At 67.2% G+C, this 16,785-nt stretch carries 20 protein-coding genes; 10 read left to right on the forward strand and 10 right to left on the reverse strand.

Annotated features, from left to right (window positions below):
- Positions 1-64: 64 nt before the first annotated feature.
- A complete protein-coding gene (locus BM282_RS10205; RefSeq protein WP_089880289.1) occupies positions 65-841 on the forward strand; it encodes a response regulator in 777 nt (258 codons plus the stop codon).
- A gap of 6 nt (positions 842-847) precedes the next feature.
- Here the strand turns inward: BM282_RS10205 and BM282_RS10210 are convergent, their stop codons facing one another.
- From BM282_RS10210 to BM282_RS10240, 7 genes are all read right to left on the reverse strand, one after another.
- On the reverse strand, positions 848-1,531 hold the full coding sequence (locus BM282_RS10210) for an HAD family hydrolase (protein WP_089880292.1): 684 nt from the start codon (positions 1,529-1,531) through the stop codon (positions 848-850).
- Positions 1,532-1,620: 89 nt separating this feature from the next.
- Entirely contained in the window at positions 1,621-1,995 is a 375-nt protein-coding gene (gene lwrS, locus BM282_RS10215; protein ID WP_089880294.1) for an LWR-salt protein, read from the reverse strand.
- 3 nt (positions 1,996-1,998) lie between these two features.
- Positions 1,999-2,274, reverse strand: coding sequence for a 4a-hydroxytetrahydrobiopterin dehydratase (locus BM282_RS10220; protein WP_089880297.1), 276 nt, complete (start codon positions 2,272-2,274; stop codon positions 1,999-2,001).
- Positions 2,275-2,340: 66 nt separating this feature from the next.
- Positions 2,341-3,723, reverse strand: coding sequence for a glutamyl-tRNA reductase (gene hemA, locus BM282_RS10225; protein WP_089880300.1), 1,383 nt, complete (start codon positions 3,721-3,723; stop codon positions 2,341-2,343).
- Positions 3,720-4,373, reverse strand: coding sequence for a precorrin-2 dehydrogenase/sirohydrochlorin ferrochelatase family protein (locus BM282_RS10230; protein WP_089880302.1), 654 nt, complete (start codon positions 4,371-4,373; stop codon positions 3,720-3,722). The genes hemA and BM282_RS10230 overlap by 4 nt, the downstream gene beginning before the upstream one ends.
- Positions 4,374-4,400: 27 nt before the next feature.
- Positions 4,401-5,492, reverse strand: a complete 1,092-nt coding sequence (ahbB, locus tag BM282_RS10235; protein WP_089880304.1) for a siroheme decarboxylase subunit beta — start codon at positions 5,490-5,492, stop codon at positions 4,401-4,403.
- Between the two features lie 169 nt (positions 5,493-5,661).
- Positions 5,662-6,060: a DUF5778 family protein gene (locus tag BM282_RS10240; protein ID WP_089880307.1), complete on the reverse strand. Its 399-nt coding sequence runs from the start codon at positions 6,058-6,060 to the stop codon at positions 5,662-5,664.
- A 184-nt stretch (positions 6,061-6,244) separates the two neighbouring features.
- Here BM282_RS10240 and uppS point away from each other — a divergent pair, with 184 nt between their 5' ends.
- Positions 6,245-7,180, forward strand: coding sequence for a polyprenyl diphosphate synthase (gene uppS / locus BM282_RS10245; protein ID WP_089880310.1), 936 nt, complete (start codon positions 6,245-6,247; stop codon positions 7,178-7,180).
- A gap of 106 nt (positions 7,181-7,286) precedes the next feature.
- Here the strand turns inward: uppS and BM282_RS10250 are convergent, their stop codons facing one another.
- Positions 7,287-7,895 (reverse strand): undecaprenyl diphosphate synthase family protein, encoded by a 609-nt coding sequence (locus tag BM282_RS10250; RefSeq protein WP_089880313.1) that lies wholly within the window; start codon positions 7,893-7,895, stop codon positions 7,287-7,289.
- A 137-nt stretch (positions 7,896-8,032) separates the two neighbouring features.
- Here BM282_RS10250 and BM282_RS10255 point away from each other — a divergent pair, with 137 nt between their 5' ends.
- Together BM282_RS10255 and BM282_RS10260 are read left to right on the forward strand one after the other, a co-directional pair.
- A complete protein-coding gene (locus tag BM282_RS10255; RefSeq protein WP_089880316.1) occupies positions 8,033-9,343 on the forward strand; it encodes a DUF92 domain-containing protein in 1,311 nt (436 codons plus the stop codon).
- The gene (locus BM282_RS10260) at positions 9,343-9,765 is read left to right on the forward strand and encodes a GNAT family N-acetyltransferase (RefSeq protein WP_089880319.1); all 423 of its coding nucleotides are present in this window, start codon (positions 9,343-9,345) and stop codon (positions 9,763-9,765) included. The genes BM282_RS10255 and BM282_RS10260 overlap by 1 nt, the downstream gene beginning before the upstream one ends.
- Before the next feature lie 46 nt (positions 9,766-9,811).
- On the opposite strand, the gene dnaG is transcribed toward BM282_RS10260, so the two are convergent.
- Positions 9,812-11,317 carry a DNA primase DnaG gene (gene dnaG / locus BM282_RS10265; RefSeq protein ID WP_089880322.1) on the reverse strand — a complete coding sequence of 502 codons (1,506 nt, stop codon included), beginning with the start codon at positions 11,315-11,317 and terminating at the stop codon, positions 9,812-9,814.
- Positions 11,318-11,620: 303 nt separating this feature from the next.
- Between dnaG and BM282_RS10270 the strand changes: the two genes are divergently transcribed.
- Genes BM282_RS10270 through BM282_RS10290 form a run of 5 tightly spaced genes read left to right on the forward strand, consistent with a single transcriptional unit; the run spans position 11,621 to position 15,106 of the window.
- Complete coding sequence (locus BM282_RS10270; protein WP_089880325.1) at positions 11,621-11,842, forward strand: DUF3311 domain-containing protein; 222 nt, start codon at positions 11,621-11,623, stop codon at positions 11,840-11,842.
- A gap of 1 nt (position 11,843) precedes the next feature.
- Complete coding sequence (locus BM282_RS10275; RefSeq protein WP_089880327.1) at positions 11,844-13,346, forward strand: sodium:solute symporter family protein; 1,503 nt, start codon at positions 11,844-11,846, stop codon at positions 13,344-13,346.
- 56 nt (positions 13,347-13,402) lie between these two features.
- A complete protein-coding gene (locus BM282_RS10280; RefSeq protein ID WP_089880330.1) occupies positions 13,403-14,221 on the forward strand; it encodes a YqcI/YcgG family protein in 819 nt (272 codons plus the stop codon).
- Entirely contained in the window at positions 14,214-14,774 is a 561-nt protein-coding gene (locus tag BM282_RS10285) for a cysteine hydrolase family protein (protein WP_089880333.1), read from the forward strand. Before BM282_RS10280 ends, BM282_RS10285 begins: the two co-directional genes overlap by 8 nt.
- 44 nt (positions 14,775-14,818) lie before the next feature.
- Entirely contained in the window at positions 14,819-15,106 is a 288-nt protein-coding gene (locus BM282_RS10290) for a hypothetical protein (RefSeq protein ID WP_089880337.1), read from the forward strand.
- Between the two features lie 185 nt (positions 15,107-15,291).
- Here BM282_RS10290 and BM282_RS10295 read toward each other — a convergent pair whose 3' ends face one another.
- On the reverse strand, positions 15,292-15,639 hold the full coding sequence (locus tag BM282_RS10295; RefSeq protein WP_089880340.1) for a DUF7342 family protein: 348 nt from the start codon (positions 15,637-15,639) through the stop codon (positions 15,292-15,294).
- A gap of 167 nt (positions 15,640-15,806) precedes the next feature.
- Here BM282_RS10295 and BM282_RS10300 point away from each other — a divergent pair, with 167 nt between their 5' ends.
- Positions 15,807-16,733 (forward strand): HFX_2341 family transcriptional regulator, encoded by a 927-nt coding sequence (locus tag BM282_RS10300; RefSeq protein WP_089880342.1) that lies wholly within the window; start codon positions 15,807-15,809, stop codon positions 16,731-16,733.
- Positions 16,734-16,785 lie beyond the last annotated feature (52 nt).

Here is a 16,785-nt window from a genome sequence, read left to right on the forward strand (position 1 = left end):
GAGCGACCTTCACTTCGCTTCGGATGAGACGAGATATTTTGTGGGAGGAGTGTGATTTCCGGATATGTCCTCGAAACAGACTGTTCTCCACGTGGACGACGACCCCGACACGTTGGAGCTCTCCGCACTGACGCTCGAACGACTCGGCGGCGACGACGTCGACGTCGAGACGGCGACCGACGCGACGGAAGCCCTCGAACTGCTGGACTCGGCCGCCGTCGACTGTCTCGTCACCGACTCGCTCCGTCTCGCAGACGGTCAGGCGTTCGTCGTCGCCGCGCGCGAACGCGACGCGTCGCTCCCGATAGTGTTCTACACCGGGAAAGCGTGGGACGAAGTCGCGGCCGACGCACTCGAAGCCCGCATCTCTCAGTACGTCAGGAAGGGCGATTTGGACGGTGTCGAGGCGGTCGCAGAACGGGCGTTAGAGCTCTCCTCGAGGGACCGCACCCCGAAAGTCGAAGCGGCTGACTTCTGCTCCGAAGCGGTCGACGACGCGGACGCAGGCGAGGTGCCCGAGGACCCGTCCGAGTCGTTCCCCGCCGAGGTGGCCGACAGTCGGTGGACGGTCGCCGGCGTCCACGACTGGGACGCCGACGACGAACTGGTGACGACCGTCGCGAACGTCGTCGAGGCGTACACGGGCGTCGACGTGGCGAACGCCGAACCGTTGTTCACCGCCGTCGACTTGGAGGCGGTCGAGACGGTCCTCCAACCGCGGGCCGACGACACGCCGCGCTACGACGTACAGGTGCGATTCCCGTACCGGTCGTGGGAAGTCGCCATCTCCAGCGACGGCTACGTGGCGGTTCGTGACCTCCCGGAGACGGGCGACGAGTAGTCAGCCTCAGTCCGACGCGAACCCGCCGTCGACGGCGACCCCGCGGTCGAACAGGTCGTCGAACGTCTCGATTCGGACGTCGGCGAGGACGCACCGTCCGCGGCGTTCCGTGGTGTGGCGTTCGACGTGCATCCCGTCGAGACCGGCGTTCCACGCCGCGCCGATGTCCGAGGAGCCATCGCCCGCGAGGACGCCGCGTCCGGCGCTCTCGGGGTCGAGACCGAGTCCGCGCATCGTGCGGTAGACGGGAGCGGGGTCGGGTTTCCATCCGAGTTCTTCGGTGCAGCAGACGACGGTGTCGAACCAGTCGCGAACGTCGAGATGGTCGAGGACGGGGTCGGCGAGGAACTGCTGGCAGTGCGTGACGACGCCCACCGGAACGCCCTCGGGGATGGCCGAGAGGAGGCGGGCGGCGTCGTCGTGGAGGTAGGTCGCCTCCGCGCGGGCCTGCGGGTCCTCGACGGCGTGGAAGGCGGGCCAGAACTCTGCGGGGTCGATACCCCACTCGCGCAGTTGCGGGTCGCGCGCGCCGCCGAGTCCGTGCCAGACGACTTCGGCCTCGCGGTCGGTGAACGTCCGGCCGAGTCGGTCGCCGACCCGGTCGAACACCTCGCGGGTGTACGACCACTCGGCGTCGACGAGTGTGCCGTCGAGGTCGAACAGCCAGAAATCGTACGCGTCGGCAACCATCGGAACGCCGACTAAGCGTCCGGACGTAATGTGCTTTTCGCCAATACTGTCAGCGGCGCTAGCCCGTTCGTTCAGTCGCTCTCGTCCCGTCACTCGGTCTCTTCGACGCGGATACTCGACCCGAGATACTTGTGCCGAACCTCGTAGACGGCGTCGGCGTTGAACAGGTCCAACTGCTCGGCTATCTCGGCGTCCATGGCCTCGACGTACGCCTCGTCGGCCCGCAACTCGCTGAACGACACCGAGTCGACGGGCACCGAGAGCCAGTCTTCTGCGAGTTCTCTGGCGTGTCGCTCGTCGTTCACGTCGCCGCGCCAGAGCGTGTCGCGGAAGAACAGCCACCCGTCTTCGCCCGGTTCGGCGGCGGGCACCTCCACCACCGTCTCGAACGTCCGGGGAGCGGTGCGGACGCCGCGCTGGGTGTCGAGTCGAAAGCGCACGCGGAAGACGTAGGCGGCGTCCACGGCCTATCGCTCGTCGTCGAACAGGCCGGCCAGTCGGACGTCTTTCTCCGTGATTCCGCCCTCTTCGTGGCTCGTGAGCCGAACTTCGACCTCTTTGTAGCCGACGATAATCTCGGGGTGGTGGAACTCCTCTTCGGCGACTTCGCCCACCTTCGTGACGAACTCGATTCCCTTCAGGTAGTCGTCGAACTCGTACGTCCGCGTTATCTCGTCGCCGTCCTGTTCCCAACCGTCCGGGATGCGAGTCTGAATCTCGTCGTCGTCGAGTAGTTCGGCCATGCCCGAGGAGTCGGCCGCCGAATGAATAACGTTTCTCCCCGTTCGGGAGGCGAAAACGACCTCCGCTCAGTCGTCGGCGAGGCTCTCGACGACGTGTCGGGGCACGTCGGCGTCCTCGGGAATCTCGTCGGGGAGGTTCTCCGGCATCCCCTCGCGCGGCCCGGACGGTGCGTCGGTCGACGCGTCCGCGCCGCCGAAGTCGGGGTCGAACAGCGTCATCGCCGTCTGGATGGTGTCCCAGTCGTCTTCGACGGCGGCCTCGCGGAGGCTCTTCGTCGGCGCGGAGAGCAGTTGTCCGACGAGGGCGTCCGCCAACGCGGAGACGGTCTCTCGCTGTTCGTCGGTCAACTCTCCCTGCGCGTCGAGTTTCGAGAGCGCCGTGTCGACTTCGCGCTGTTTGACCCGCTCTGCGGCCTCGTACATCCCGCTGATGGCCCGGTCGGCGCGCTTTCGTTTGAACGCGTCGAGCAGTCTCTCGAACTCGTCGTCTATCATGGATTCGACGCGGTCTGCGGCTTCTCGACGGCGTGCTCGCGTCTCTTCTGTCACCGACTCCAACCCGTCGATGTCGTGGAGGGAGACGCCCGGAACCTCGGCGACGGCGGGGTCGACGTCGCGCGGTTGTGCGAGGTCGATGAGCGTCGTCTCGCTTCCGGTGTCGAGGTGCGCGGGCGAGAGGACGTAGTCGGGACTCCCGGTGGCCGAGACGACCACCGACGCGTCGGCGACGGCGTCGGAAACGGCCGCGAGCGGAACCGCCCGCGCCGACAGTTCGGGGGTCGACTCTTCGATTTCGGCGGCGACGTGTTCCGCGTGGGGGACGGTCCGGTTGGCGACGAGGAGTTCGTCGACGCCGGCGGCGGCGAGCGACTTCGCCGCCAACGTTCCCATCTCGCCCGCGCCGACGACCAGCGCCGTCTGGCCGGCGACGGCCGTCTCCGACTCGGCGAGTCTGACCGCCGCCGACCCGAGCGAGACGGCGCCTTCGTTGATGGCGGTCTCCGTCCGGGCGCGTTCGCCGACGTGAATCGCCTTCGTGACGGCGTCGTCCAGCATCCGGCCGATACCGCCGACGCTGCGGGCCTCCTCGAACGCGCGCTTGAGTTGGCCGAGAATCTGGTCCTCGCCGAGGACGAGCGATTCGAGTCCGGCCGCGACGCGCATCAGGTGACGGAGACTCTGTTCGTGGTTCGTGTCGACGACTGCGGCGTCGCGGACGTCCGGGGCGAAGTCGTCGAGTGCCCGGCGGCCGACGGCCTGTGCGTCGGTGACGACGTAGGCCTCGGCACGGTTGCACGTCTGGAGTGCGAACGCCTCGGAGACTCCGTCCCGTGCAAGGAGGCTCTCGACGGCGGAGCGGACGTCGTCGGTCGACGCGGACGCAATCTCGTCGACGGTCGCGCGGTCGTGCGCCACGCGGACGCCCGAGATGACGCCTCCGTTCCTCATCGTTCACCTCCCACTGTGTTGCGTATCACGCGGTCTGCCTCTTCGCGGGCCTTAGTTTCCCCCGTACGTAAAGCCTTCCAAACGCGGTCCGACCGCACGACGGCGCGCACCGCGTCGCGTCGCTCCGCGGCGGTGTACGGTCCCGCTCTGAGTTCCTCGCGCAACGCGCCGGTCAACTCGGCCATCGCTCCCGCACCGTCGAGTTCGGCCTCGATTCGCTCGCGCAGGTGTTTCGAGAGCGCCGGACTCGCCCCGCCCGTCGAGATGGCGACGCGAACGTCGCCGTCTTCGACCGTCGCGGGCACGACGACGCTCTTCGTCAACCCGTCGACGCTCCGACTCCGGTCCGCCCGGTTCACGAGTGCGCCCACCTCGTCGGCGGCGTCGCCGACGGCGTCGTTCACCGCTTCGTCGTCCGTCGCGGCGACGACCAGCGCGGGGTCCACCCGCCGGACCCAGTCCGCCGCGTCCTCCGGCGTCGGCGCGGCCCGGACGAGTTCGGCGTCGCCGTAGTCGTTCGCATCGAACGTCGGACTCACGACGGTCACCGCGGCCTCAGCGGCGAAGCGCCTGGCTTTCCGCGCTCCGACGGGGCCGCCGCCGAAGACGAGCACTCGTTCGTCCGTGAAGTCGTGATAGAGTGGTATCACTGGTGTCGTATCTCCGTCGCCCGTGTCTCACTCGGTGTTCGCGTCGGCGCGTTCGGCCATCCGGATGCCCGTCTTCTTCAGGATGCGCGTGGAGAACAGCGTGTCCCAGTCGCCCTGCGTCTCGTCCGTGGTCCGGTCGCCCACGTCCCAGTACTCGTTCATCACGTCGCGCACCTGTTCGATTCGGGCCTCGCTCTCTGCTTCGGACCGGCCGTGCGTCATCGCGAAGAAGTTGTACGGCCAGACGCCCTCGTGTCGCGGCCGGCGGTAACAGTGCGTCACGAAGTCGAGGGAGGCGACGGCCGGACCGACTTCCTGGACCACCTCGTCGGGCACGTCCCAGACGGTCATCCCGTTCTCGGTGTAGCCGAGGGCGTAGTGGTTCGGGATGACGCCCACGCGTCGGACCTTCCCCTCCAACTCGAACCGCTTGATAGTCCGGACGACCCAGTCGGTGTCTTTGCCTATCGCGTCGGCGACGTCCGCGTACGGCGTGCGCGAGACGGGGAGACCGCCCTGAATCTCCAGCACCAGGTCGCGTTCGTCCGGCGTCAGCGTCCGGCGGTCCTCGGGTTCGACCGCCGGCCCGAGATGCGAGAGGTCGAGGTCGCCGTCCGGAATCGGCCCGTCCAGCATGAACTTCGCCTCGACGCGGAACTCGTCGCGCTTGGGGAGGTTGTACGTCGGTTGGCCCGTCTCGTCTTCGATTTCGTCCAGCACCTCCTCGACGCGGTCCTCGTCGGCGACGCTGACGACGAACCACATGTTGAGGTGCGGGTGTTCGCGTTCGTAGTTGTGCGCTACCTCTCTGTGGGCGTTCACTTGCTCGGCCACCTCGTCGAACCGGTCGGGCGGCGCGTGCATCGCGACCAGCGTGGCCGTTCCGCCTATCTCCTCGGCGTTGACGAGTGCGCCGAACCGCGTGAGGACGCCCGTCTCGTCGAGGTGACGGACGCGTTCGACCAACGCCGACTCGGTCACGTCGACGCCGCGTTCTCGGAGCGCTTCTGCGGCCGGTTCGAACGGCCGTTCGACCACCGGAAACCCGCCCTGAAACCCGTTGACGATGGCCCGATCGAGGTCCGTCAACTCGGCTCTATCGACGTCGGCCCTGCTCATATCTCCCCCTCGGGAGTGCGCGAGGATAAGTATCTCGAACGAGGCGGTCCGTGGAGTCGGCGGGGGTAGTGGGAGCGGGTGGAGTCGGTGGGGCCGGCGGGGTTAGTGGGGTCGGGCGGAGTCGTCGGAGTCGACGGGGTCGGCGACGGTGTCCCCGCGAGTGCCGGAGTCAGGGAACCTGCGTCACGCGGTCGACGTGGTCGAGCGATTCGAGGTCGGCGACCAGTTCGTCCTGGTCGACGCCGGCTTCGTAGTAGAACACGAGGTCGAAGGTGCCGTTTCTGAGGAGTTGCTGGCACTCCCAGACGAACTCGTCGTCCTCCAGCGTGAGGCCTTGAAACTGGTTCGAGGAGAAGTTCGTGTCGTCGTTCCCGGCGTAGATGTACGTCTCGCCCTTCTCGGCGCGCCCGGCGATGACCTCGTTGACGTCGACGGTGAGTTCGTGCATCTCGAGGTCCTCCTGCCCGGAGAGGTCCGTGTGGACGATGGCGCCGAGAAGTTCGATGTCGCCCGGTTCTAACAGCGCCATCGTACGTTTGTAGAGGTCGTCGTCTACGGTCTCACTCATGGGTAGACGTAGACCACGGGGGATAAACGAATGGCGGTTCGTCTCCGCCCTCGACCCGAACACAGCCGAATTGGCCGAAATCTTGATAGGCCATCTTTCTGTACAGATATGCAGACTCTCGGAGATAACTGAACGTGATGCGAGAACGAAAAGAATCATACGTCTCGGAAGGGTTTCCCCTCCAATGAGACAGTGGCTTCGTCGGCAGTTCGACGGCGCATACGAGCGGATGCTCCGCCGCGAACTCGGCGACGGACCGGCACACGTCGCCATCATCCAAGACGGCAACCGCCGGTACGCCCGCAGTCGCGGCGACGACGCGCCCGACGGACACAGAGAAGGGGCGAAGACGACCGAACGCGTCCTCGACTGGTGTGACGAATCCGGCGTCGAGGAACTGACGCTGTACGCCTTCTCGACCGAGAACTTCGACCGTCCGCAGGAGGAACTCGACCCCCTGTTCGACCTCATCGAGGGGAAACTGTACGAGTTCGCCGACGCCGAACGCGTCCACGACGCCGAGGTGAGAATCTCCGCTATCGGCGAGGTGGAACGGCTCCCTGACCGACTCCGCCAGGCCGTCGACTACGCCGAGGGGCGGACGAGCGACTACGACAATTTCCGTCTGAACATCGCGCTGGCGTACGGCGGGCGCGCGGAACTCCTCGGCGCCGTCCGCAACGTCGCCGAAGACGTCGAGTCGGGCGAACTCGCCGCCGAAGACGTCTCCGTCGAGGAGATAGACGACCGCCTCTGCCGGCAACCCGCCCGCGACGTCGACCTCATCATCCGAACCGGCGGCGACGAACGGACCTCGAACTTCCTGCCGTGGCACGCCAACGGGAACGAAGCGGCCGTCTACTTCTGTGCGCCGTACTGGCCGGAGTTCTCGAAGGTGGACTTCCTCCGCGGCCTGCGAACGTACGAGTCGCGCGAGAAGTCGTGGCAGCGCACCCGAACCGAACGTGCCGTCGCTCTCGTCCGGTCCGCGGCGGAGACGGAACTCGCCGAGGCGAAAGCCGTCGCCGGCCGCCTCCGCAAACAGTTGCCCACCGCGGGTGCCGAAGAGGTGTCCGCGGAGTTGGAGCGACAGGGGCGCGAGGCGGAGTTAGTCGAGTAGACCCGTCCCGACCGACCGTCCCGCCCTCCCGGCGCGACGAGCGTCGAGTCACCGACCGAACTTCCGTTTCTCACTTCGTTCGCAACGGCGTCGGACGCTTCCTTCGTCAGCGTCCGAACCGACGCTGTCGATTCTGGTAGTCCAGCACCGCTCGCAGGTAGTCTCGCTTCCTGAAGTCGCGCCAGTTCACGTCGGTGAAGTACAGTTCAGAGTAGACGGACTGCCAGATCATGAAGTCCGACAGACGCTCCGCGCCCGTCTTGATGAGCAGGTCGGGTTCGTCCGGGAAGACCAGTTGCCGTTCGACGTGTTCGGGGCCCACGTCGTCGGCCGACAGTTCGCCCTCCTCGACGTCTTCGGCGATGGCGCGCACCACGTCGGCGAACTCGCGCTTGCCGCCGAGTCCGATGCTCACCTGTACGGGTTCGTCGGCGCGTTCCCTGTCGCCGGGGCCGCGGACGGCGACGGGACGGGGCGACTCCACCTCGCGGAGTTCGCGTTCGAGCGTCGGCACGACGGCTTCGTCGAGGACGCTCACGGAGATGGTGACGCGGTCGGCGCCGAACTCGAAGGCCCAACTCAGGAACTGTTCGAGCGTCTCGTAGGCCCCCTGTTCTAACAGGTCACGCTCTGTGATGACCACCGCGACGTGTTCCGGGGGGTCGGCGCCGTGGCGTCGGAGGCGAAGCGCGAGATAGCCGTCGTACAGTCCCACGTGACGCGGTGCGTCTTCCCTCCGCTAAACGTCTCCGGTTCGGGTCGTCGCCGGTGGCCCCTCGCGTCGGCGGACCGCGGCGGAGCGACATACTCTATGTCGGGAGGGTTAAGTGCGCGTCGGGGATATCCGATGGTGTGCAATCGACGCTCCGGCGTGCGGGCGCGTTCGCCGCTGTGGGGACGCTAGCGCTCGCCGCGCCGGTGTTGGACGTGGCGGCGTTCGCGCCGTTCGCGGCCGTCGCCCTCGTCGCCGCGTTCCTCGTCACGGAGGGCCCCCTGTTCGAGGTGTTCGCCCGACCGGGCGACCATCAGGACGGCCGACTCAACGGCCTCGCGGGGTTCGCCCTCGCCGCCGCCGCCCTCGCCATCCTCGTCGCCGCCGTCGACATGCCCGTCTCGCTGTTCGTCACGACGGTGCTCGTCCTCTCGTACGGCAACCTCGGAAAACAGTTGGTCGCCACCGTCTCCGACGACCCGTTCCTGGGCACCGCGGGGTTCGTCCTCGGCGGCTCTCTCGGCGGCCTCGCCGGGCAACTCGGCGTCGTCGCGGTGACGGAACTCGCACCGGCGTACCCGCTGTTCGTCTTTCTCGCCTCCGCCGCCGCCCTCGTCGCCGCCCTCTTCCGCGAGGTGTTGTTCGAGCGCGACGACCCGCTCGTGATGCTCTCGACGGGACTGCTCCTCTGGCTGTTCGACGCGCTCTCCGGACCGGTCGGAGCCGTCGAAATCGGGGCCGCACTCGCGCTCACCGTCGCCCTCGGCTACGTCTCCTACGCGCTGAAGACGGCGTCCGTCGCGGGGATGCTCTCGGGGGTCCTCCTCAGCCTCCTCGTCATCATCTTCGGCGGGTTCGGCTGGTTCGCCGTCCTCATGTCCTTTTTCGCCATCGGCGCGCTCTCGACGAAGTTCAAGTACGACGACAAACTGAACCGCGGCGTCGCAGAGGAGAACGAGGGGGCCAGAGGGACGAGCAACGTCCTCGGGAACGCCGCCGTCGCCGTCGTGAGCGTCGTCGGCTTCGCCGCCAGCGGGTGGTTCTCCGTCGACGCCGTCGTCTTCCAGTACGCCTTCGCGGGCTCTATGGCCGCCGCACTCAGCGACACGCTCTCGTCTGAAATCGGCGGCCTCTACGACAACCCGCGACTCATCACGACGTTCCGGCGCGTCGAACCCGGGACGGACGGCGGCGTGACGTGGCAGGGCGAACTCGCCGGCCTCGTCGGCGCGGGTATCGTCGCCGTCATCGCGATGCTCCTCCTCTCGGACGTGACCACCCCGTTGGGCGGGGTCGTCGTCTTCTTCGGCGGCCTCGCCGGCATGACCGCCGACAGCCTCCTCGGTGCGACCATCGAGGGCGACCGAATCGGCAACGAGGCGGTCAACTTCACCGCGACGCTCGTCGGGGCCGTCGTCAGCACGGGCGTGGCGCTCTTCGTCCTCGGCTGATGGACGGCACCGTCCGCCGCGGCCGACCCGCCGACTTCGACCGACTCGAAACGCTCCAGTCGCACCTCGCGGAACCCGCTCCCGAACTGCTCGCGGCCGGCAACCTCGTCGGAACGGTGTTCGTGTCGGTCGACGCGCGGAATCGCCCCGTCGGCTACCTCCTCGCCGTCGACGGCGACGACGCCTGTTACGTCGCGGAGTTGGTCGTCGACCCCGCCCACCGGCGGGAGGGCCGGGGGCGCGGACTCCTCGGCACCCTGTTCGAGACGCGCCCGTCCGGCACCGCCGTCACCGTCACCGTCGCTCCGGAGAACGGGGCGGCGCGGTCGCTCTACGAGTCGGTCGGCTTCGAGGAAGACGGCCGCAGACCGGACTACTTCGAGTCGGGCGACGCCGTCGCGTACCGTCGCGTCTGCGACTGAGTCCGCGCCCGCCGACCCGGCGTCGTGCGGTCGAGGGGACGCGCGGTCACTCTCGGGTGTCCAGCAGTTGGTCGGCCGTGCGGAGGCGGACGCTCACGGGCTTTTTGACGAACTCGCCGGTGCGTTCGGCGACGGCGTGGTCGACGCCGCGTTGCGCCGAGATGTCGGCGAGGCGTTGGTCGAACGCGCCGTCCAACACGACGGCGTAGGGCGGCGTCTCCGCGTCGCGGAGCGCGTCGAACGCCTCGTCGGCGGCCCGTTCGTCGAGGGTGACGAGGTCGGCGTCGAGAAAGCGGACGTCTCCGGTCTCGGCGACGATGACCTCGCGGACGTGTTCGCGGAGCGACTTCGGTTGGGTGGTCTCCTCCGTGTCCGCCGTGTCGTCGTCGGACTCGACTTCGGCGACGACGCTCGCGACGCCGTTCGCCGCCCCGTTGCCGCCGGTGTCGGACGGGACGGCCGGCGACCCGTCGGCCTCGCCGTCGCGTCGTTCCGGAACCGTCTCCGTCTCCGCCTCTGCGGACGCGTCGACCGTCTCGGTGACCGTCCCGCCGAGTCGTTCGACGGTGACCTCGGCGTGTGAATCGCCGCCGTCGCCGTCGCTGTCGTCGCCGCCGCCGTCGTGGGTCCCCGTCTCGGAGGGTGGAGTCGCCGCCTCAGTCGTCGGCGACTCCGGACGAGGGTCCGACGCGTCACCTCCGGGGTCGGAGGCGGCGTCGGTCGTCGCCACGTCGCGGACGCTCCCCTCCGCCGGGAGCATCTCGGTCGCGACTTTGTTCCGGAGCGCGGACATGACCTCGGGACGCTGCAAGTCCTCGACGGACCGCCCGTCGGGGGCGAACGCGACGTAGTCGACGTCGCCGACCTGGACGAGTTCCCGGAGGATGAGTTCGCCGCCGCGGTCACCGTCTAAGAACGCGGTGACCGTGCGGTCCTGCGTCAGTCCGGCGACGGCGTCGGGGACGTTCGTTCCCTCGACGGCGATGGCGTTCTTGATTCCGAACCGAAGGAGCGTGAGCACGTCCGCGCGTCCCTCGACGACGATGATGGCGTCGGAGTCGAGGACGCGCGGGCCGGCCGGGAGGCCCTCGTACTCGGTGATGTCTTCGACCCGGACGCTCTCTTTGACCTCTTCGAGAATCTCCGTGGAGGTCATGACGCTCTCGTCGAACGAGGAGGCGAGCAGTTCTTTGGCTCTGTCGACCACTTCGCGGCGCTTCGCCTCGCGGACGTCTTCGATGTCCGTGACGCGAACGTCGGACTGGCACGGACCGACGCGAGTGATGGTCTCCAAGGAGGCGGCGAGGATGGCCGTCTTCACCTTGTCGAGGCTACTGGCGATGGTGACGTTGCCGAACGACTGGCCGTTCTCGCTCTCTATCTGTACGTCGATGCGGCCCACTTTCGACGACTGCTGGAGGTCCCGAAGGTCCAGGTCGTCGCCGAGCAGACCTTCCGTCTGCCCGAAGATAGCGCCGACGACGTCCGACCGTTCGACGACGCCGTCCGCAGTAATCGCGGCGTGAATGAGATATTTTGCTGTATCGTCCATTGATGAAGCACCCCTACTGGGGGATGAGATGATGATGGGTGATGGTGTCCCGAACCGAACCGGTGACGGCCTTATATAAGGGCCGCTGCAGGCAAATAACTATCGTACTGGAGACTGGTTTCGAACCTCGTCGCGTCGTTCCGCGTTTCGCTCCCCCGTTCGGCCGCCTCGCGTCACTGCTTTGGCCCCTCTCCGTCGACTCGAAGTGACCGGATTCGACTGACGAAGAAAATAATTCTCCGATTCGAATCATCGAACGAGAAACAGCAATGTTTACTTATTTCGAGTAACTAACACCAACTAATGACGAGACAGAAGCGCGACTATCTCTGGGTCGGCGTGTTCGCCGTCTTGGTGACGTTCGCCATCCCGTGGTTCCTGTGGCGCGACGCGACGACGTGGGCGGGACTGCCGGTGTGGTTGTGGTGGCACGTCGGGTGGATGTTCCTCGCCTCGGGGGCGTTCTACCTGTTCACGAGGGGCGCGTGGGACCGTGGGATGAGCGTCGACGCCGAGGAGGTGTGAGATGGCGAGCACGGACCTCCTCGTCCAGATGGGCGTCGTCGGCGTCTACCTCGTCGTCGCACTCGTCGTCGGCCTCTTGGGATACCGACTGACCAGTCGGGAGGCCGAGGACTACTACCTCGCGAGTCGCTCGCTGGGCACCGTCGTCCTCCTCTTTACGACGTTCGCGACGCTCCTCTCAGCGTTCACGTTCTTCGGCGGCCCCAACCTCGCGTTCTCGGCCGGTCCCGAGTGGATTCTGGTGATGGGTCTCATGGACGGCGTCCTGTTCGCCATCCTCTGGTACGCCGTCGGCTACCGCCAGTGGCTCATCGGCCGCGCGCACGGCTACGTCACCCTCGGCGAGATGCTCGGCGACCGCTTCGGGTCGAAACGGCTCCGCGCCGTCGTCGCCGTGTTCAGCCTGTTCTGGTTGTTCCCGTACGTGATGCTCCAGCAGATGGGGGCCGGCGAGGCCATCGTCGGCCTGACCGAAGGCGCGATTCCGTACTGGGGCGGCGCGGCGCTCATCACGCTGTTCATGATTCTGTACGTCGTCCTCGCGGGCCTGCGCGGCGTCGCGTGGACCGACACCATCCAGGGGCTGTTCATGCTCTCCATCGTCTGGGTCGCCGTCGCGTGGGTCGTCTCCGCGGCGGGCGGCCTGACGGACCTCTCCGCCTCGATGGCCGAGACGAACCCCGAGTTCCTCGCTCTGGGCGGGGGGCTCTACTCGCCGGAGTGGATGATATCGACGGCCGTCACCATCGCCTTCGGCGTCGTGATGTTCCCGCAGATAAACCAGCGGTTCTTCATGGCGAAGGACGCCCGCGTGCTGAAGCGGTCGTTCACGCTCTGGCCGATTCTCGTCGTCCTGTTGTTCGTCCCCGCGTTCCTGCTCGGGTCGTGGGCGGCGGGCCTCGGCGTCGAAGTCGCCGAGGGGTCGAACGTCGTTCCCGCCCTCCTGAACGAGTACACGCCCGTCTGGTTCGCGGCCCTCGTGGTCGCGGGCGCGATGGCGGCGATGATGTCCTCGTCGGATTCGATGCTCCTCTCGGGGTCGTCGTACCTCACGCGCGACCTGTACCGACCGTTCGTCAACCCCACCGCCTCCGACGACAGGGAGGGCTGGGTCGCCCGCCTCGGCGTCGCCGCGTTCGCCACCGTCTCGTTCGTCGCGAGTCTGTTCCGCCCCGGAACGCTCGTCGAAGTCGGCGACACCGCGTTCGGCGGCTTCGCCCAGATGGCGCTTCCCGTCATCGTGGCGCTGTACTGGCCGAAAACGACCCGTTCGGGGATGTTCGCCGGTATCGTCGGCGGACAGGTGTTCTACCTGCTCCACGTGTTCGCCCCCGCGGTGACCGTCGAGGGGACGACGCTTCTCGGCGCGACGTACTTCGGGTGGGACTTCGCGCTCTGGGGGATGCTCCTCTCTCTCGTCCTCACCGTGGGCGTCTCGCTTCTGACCCCGGCCGCCGCCGACGAGGACGCGGGCACGTTCGCCGTCGGCAACCGCGCCGACTGACCGCGACGGACTCTCCCATCCGAAGCGCTCATATCCGCTCGGTCGAACGTTCGGACATGAACGAACCGGGCGTGCAGTCACTCGTCGACCAGGAGACGATGGCGGCGCGCGTCGCTTCTGGAATCCTTCCGGAGTGGGCGGTCCGACACTTCGAGACGTTCACCGACGCACTCACCGGTGAGCACGACGGGACGCCGTTCCCCTGTCACTTCGGCGCGCAGTCGGTCCGAAGCGGCGAACCGCTCTACACGCTCGTCCCCTCGATGGTCGAGAAAGACGCCCTCATCGGCTTCCGCGACGCCCTCTTGGAGTATCTCGACGTCTACCGTGACCGTCCCGGCCAGACGTCGTTCGTGGTGTTCTTCCGCCCGCCGGACCGGGAGTTCTCCGAGGGCGATTACCACGAGACGCTGTGGCACCTCCTCCAGTTCCTCCACGTCCACGACCCGGACCCGTGGCCCGAAGACATCCCGACGGACCCCGACGACCCCCACTGGGAGTTCTGCTTCGGCGGCGAACCGATGTTCCCCACCTGTCGCGCCCCGTTCTACGACGAACGGCGAAGCCGGTACTGCCCCGTCGGCCTCGAAATCACGTTCCAACCCCGGTCGCTGTTCGAGGGAATCACCCACGACACCGAGGCGGGCAGACAGGCCAGAGAGCGCATCCAGCGCAAGATGGAAGAGTACGACGGCGTCTGCCCGCACGCCGACTTGGGCGACTGGGGCGTCGACACCGACCGCGAGTGGCCGCAGTATCTCTTCCGCGAGGACCCGGAGGACTCGCCCGACGAGTGCCCCATCGTCGTGACGCGCGACCATCCGAAGGCCGTACCGCCGCGAGAGACGCCGACGCCGAGGGTCGCAGATGACTGAGGCGGACGGACCGCCGGTGCTCGTCCTCGTCGACATCCAGCAGGGGATGGACGACCCGTCCTACGGCGACAGAAGCACGCCCGACGCGGAGGCGAACATGGCTCGACTGCTCGACGCGTGGCGCGACGCGGACCTCCCGCGCGTGCACGTGCAACACGACTCGACGGAACCGGACTCCCCGCTCAGGGGGGACGCGCCGGGGTTCGCGCTGAAACCCGAGACGGCACCGAAGGGAGACGAACCGCTGTTCGTCAAGCGGGTGAACTCGGCGTTCGTCGGGACCGAGTTGGAGTCGTGGCTCCGCGAGAGCGGGTACGAGAAACTGGTCGTCGTCGGCCTCACCACCGACCACTGCGTCTCCACGACGACGCGGATGGCCGAGAACCTCGGCTTCTCGCCGACCGTCGTCTCCGACGCGACGGCGACGTTCGAACGCGAGGGACCCGACGGCGAACACTACTCGGCGGACGAGATGCACCGAACCGCGCTGACGCATCTCCACCGGGAGTTCGCGGACGTCGCGACGACCGACGAGGTTCTCGCGCGACTCTGAGAACACATCGCTGGGTTTACACGACCGGTCGGAGAGCGTCAGTCATGCACCGTCGTCTGTTCCTCTTCGCCGGGGCCGTCGTCAGTCTCGGCGTCGTCGCCCTGTTCGTCGGGTTCGGACCGCCGCACGAACCGTCGGCCGTCGCTCTCACGCTCTCGTTTCTCCTCGCCGGTCTGTGCTTTCTCGTCGCCGGCGCGTCCGCGTCGGTGTCTCTGGGTGGCCGCGACGTGCCGTGGTATCTCTTCGCGGGCGTCGGCGACGTCGCACTCGCTCTCGGGATGGCGGCGAACGGCGCGCGAATCGCCGCCGGCGGGGGCACCGACGACCTATAGTAGCGTCTGCAACTGATTGCTCATCCGACCGCTCGCTGTCGTGCGGTTGAGTGAGTGAAGGCTTGCAGACGCTACTATCTTTCTCGGCGTCGTCGTCGCTCTCAACGCGGTGTTCTTCGCGTTCGTCGGCGTCGACTATCTCCGCGGAGGACGGTATTTCGACCCGAGCGCCTTCGAGTGAACAGTCAGTAGGGGGCGTCGGGGTCCGAATCGCGCGAGAGGCCGACCTCACGGCGACGCCGGTCCGACACGTCGCCCGCGTCCGACGGTGGGTCCGGCACCGTCGCGTTCTCGTCCCGGAACCGAGCGAGCGCCGCCGCGTCGACGTCGTACTCGCCGTCTTCCTCCCGGACGAGTCCCTCGCGTTCGAGTCGTTCGAGGATGACTCCCGTCGCGTCCGGCGTCACGTCGGCGAGCGTCGCGACGTACTCGACGCCGCGAGGCTCGCGGAGCACCTCGACGGCCGAGAGGACGCGCTCACGGGGGGTGAACACGTGGACCCACGACCCGGGTGAGTCGTCGCCTCCGGTCATGTACGTGCTGTTCTCGTGGCTATTAATGAGTGTAGTGGCCAAACGCGCCGGCTTGCGTTCATTTAAATAATATCTCCGCTTGAGACAAGCGGCTCGCGTCCGAAAACGTCGCCTCGGGAGGTGAGTCATCTGTGTACTTTTATAAGCACCAGGGCGACGTACCACGTATGCAGACGCACATCGTCCCGGTCGGGTTCGACTACGACCGACTCATCGCGCCACTCATCCGCGACCAGTTGGACGTAGACCGCGTCATCCTCTTGGAGGGGGCAGTGGGGAGCGAAGCGAACGTCGAGTACTCGCAGAACCTCTCGAAGAAACTGGAGAAGGACTTCCGCAACCTCCTCGGTGCCGACACCGAACGCGTCGTCGTCGCGGACGTGTACGACTACGACACCGCCTTCGAACAGGCGTACGACCTCATCGACACGGAGTTAGACCGGAGCGACGACGGCGAGGTGTGGGTGAACGTCTCCGCGATGCCCCGGCCCGTCTCGTTCGCGTTCGCCACGGCCGCGCACTCGCTGATGGTCGAACGGCAGGCGGACAGAGACCGCGTCCACACGTACTACACGGCGCCGGAGAAGTATCTGGAGACCGAGTTGGCCGAGGAAGTTCGGGCGGCCAGAGACCTGTTGGGCGACATCCTCGCGGGCGAGGCGTTGGACGACGAACGCGTCCGCGAACGCTTCGAGACGGCGTCGGACCTCCTCGAAGAGTTCGACGAACGCGGGACGACCATCGGCGCAAAGCGCATCGGCGACGAGCACATCGTCGAACTCCCCGTCGCCTCGTTCTCCAACGTGAAACCGTTCGAGGAGGTCATCCTCTTCGAGTTGGGCGAGTACGGCGAGTTCGAGTCCGTCTCCGAGTTGGCCGAGACGCTCGCTCGCGACATGAACGAGGAGTACACCGACTCCTTCCGGTCGAAGGTCATCTACAACGTCGACAGACTCGGCCCCGGCGGGAAGGGCTACGTCGAACAGGAGGAACACGGGAAGTCGTACCGGACGCGACTCTCGCGCATCGGCGAACTGTGGGTCCGGTCGCACGCCGGAACCGACGCGGACGAACTCTCGCGGACCGTCGACTGACGTCGCCGGGCGCTTTCAGGTTCGACGCGCTCGCCGGGAGCGACACTCTGCG

Origin of the sequence: Halogeometricum limi (assembly GCF_900115785.1) — an archaeon.
Classification (GTDB): Archaea; Halobacteriota; Halobacteria; order Halobacteriales; family Haloferacaceae; genus Halogeometricum; species Halogeometricum limi.

Excerpts from the sequence above, each read along its gene's own strand:
- BM282_RS10205 (WP_089880289.1), top strand. The coding sequence starts at position 65 with ATGTCCTCGAAACAGACTGTTCTCCACGTGGACGACGACCCCGACACG.
- BM282_RS10270 (WP_089880325.1), top strand. The coding sequence starts at position 11,621 with ATGACGAGACAGAAGCGCGACTATCTCTGGGTCGGCGTGTTCGCCGTC.
- BM282_RS10290 (WP_089880337.1), top strand. The coding sequence starts at position 14,819 with ATGCACCGTCGTCTGTTCCTCTTCGCCGGGGCCGTCGTCAGTCTCGGC.
- BM282_RS10285 (WP_089880333.1), top strand. The coding sequence starts at position 14,214 with ATGACTGAGGCGGACGGACCGCCGGTGCTCGTCCTCGTCGACATCCAG.
- BM282_RS10275 (WP_089880327.1), top strand. The coding sequence starts at position 11,844 with ATGGCGAGCACGGACCTCCTCGTCCAGATGGGCGTCGTCGGCGTCTAC.
- BM282_RS10260 (WP_089880319.1), top strand. The coding sequence starts at position 9,343 with ATGGACGGCACCGTCCGCCGCGGCCGACCCGCCGACTTCGACCGACTC.
- ahbB (WP_089880304.1), bottom strand. The coding sequence starts at position 5,492 with ATGAGCAGGGCCGACGTCGATAGAGCCGAGTTGACGGACCTCGATCGG.
- BM282_RS10240 (WP_089880307.1), bottom strand. The coding sequence starts at position 6,060 with ATGAGTGAGACCGTAGACGACGACCTCTACAAACGTACGATGGCGCTG.
- BM282_RS10210 (WP_089880292.1), bottom strand. The coding sequence starts at position 1,531 with ATGGTTGCCGACGCGTACGATTTCTGGCTGTTCGACCTCGACGGCACA.
- dnaG (WP_089880322.1), bottom strand. The coding sequence starts at position 11,317 with ATGGACGATACAGCAAAATATCTCATTCACGCCGCGATTACTGCGGAC.
- BM282_RS10300 (WP_089880342.1), top strand. The coding sequence starts at position 15,807 with ATGCAGACGCACATCGTCCCGGTCGGGTTCGACTACGACCGACTCATC.
- hemA (WP_089880300.1), bottom strand. The coding sequence starts at position 3,723 with ATGAGGAACGGAGGCGTCATCTCGGGCGTCCGCGTGGCGCACGACCGC.
- BM282_RS10295 (WP_089880340.1), bottom strand. The coding sequence starts at position 15,639 with ATGACCGGAGGCGACGACTCACCCGGGTCGTGGGTCCACGTGTTCACC.
- uppS (WP_089880310.1), top strand. The coding sequence starts at position 6,245 with ATGAGACAGTGGCTTCGTCGGCAGTTCGACGGCGCATACGAGCGGATG.
- BM282_RS10220 (WP_089880297.1), bottom strand. The coding sequence starts at position 2,274 with ATGGCCGAACTACTCGACGACGACGAGATTCAGACTCGCATCCCGGAC.
- BM282_RS10280 (WP_089880330.1), top strand. The coding sequence starts at position 13,403 with ATGAACGAACCGGGCGTGCAGTCACTCGTCGACCAGGAGACGATGGCG.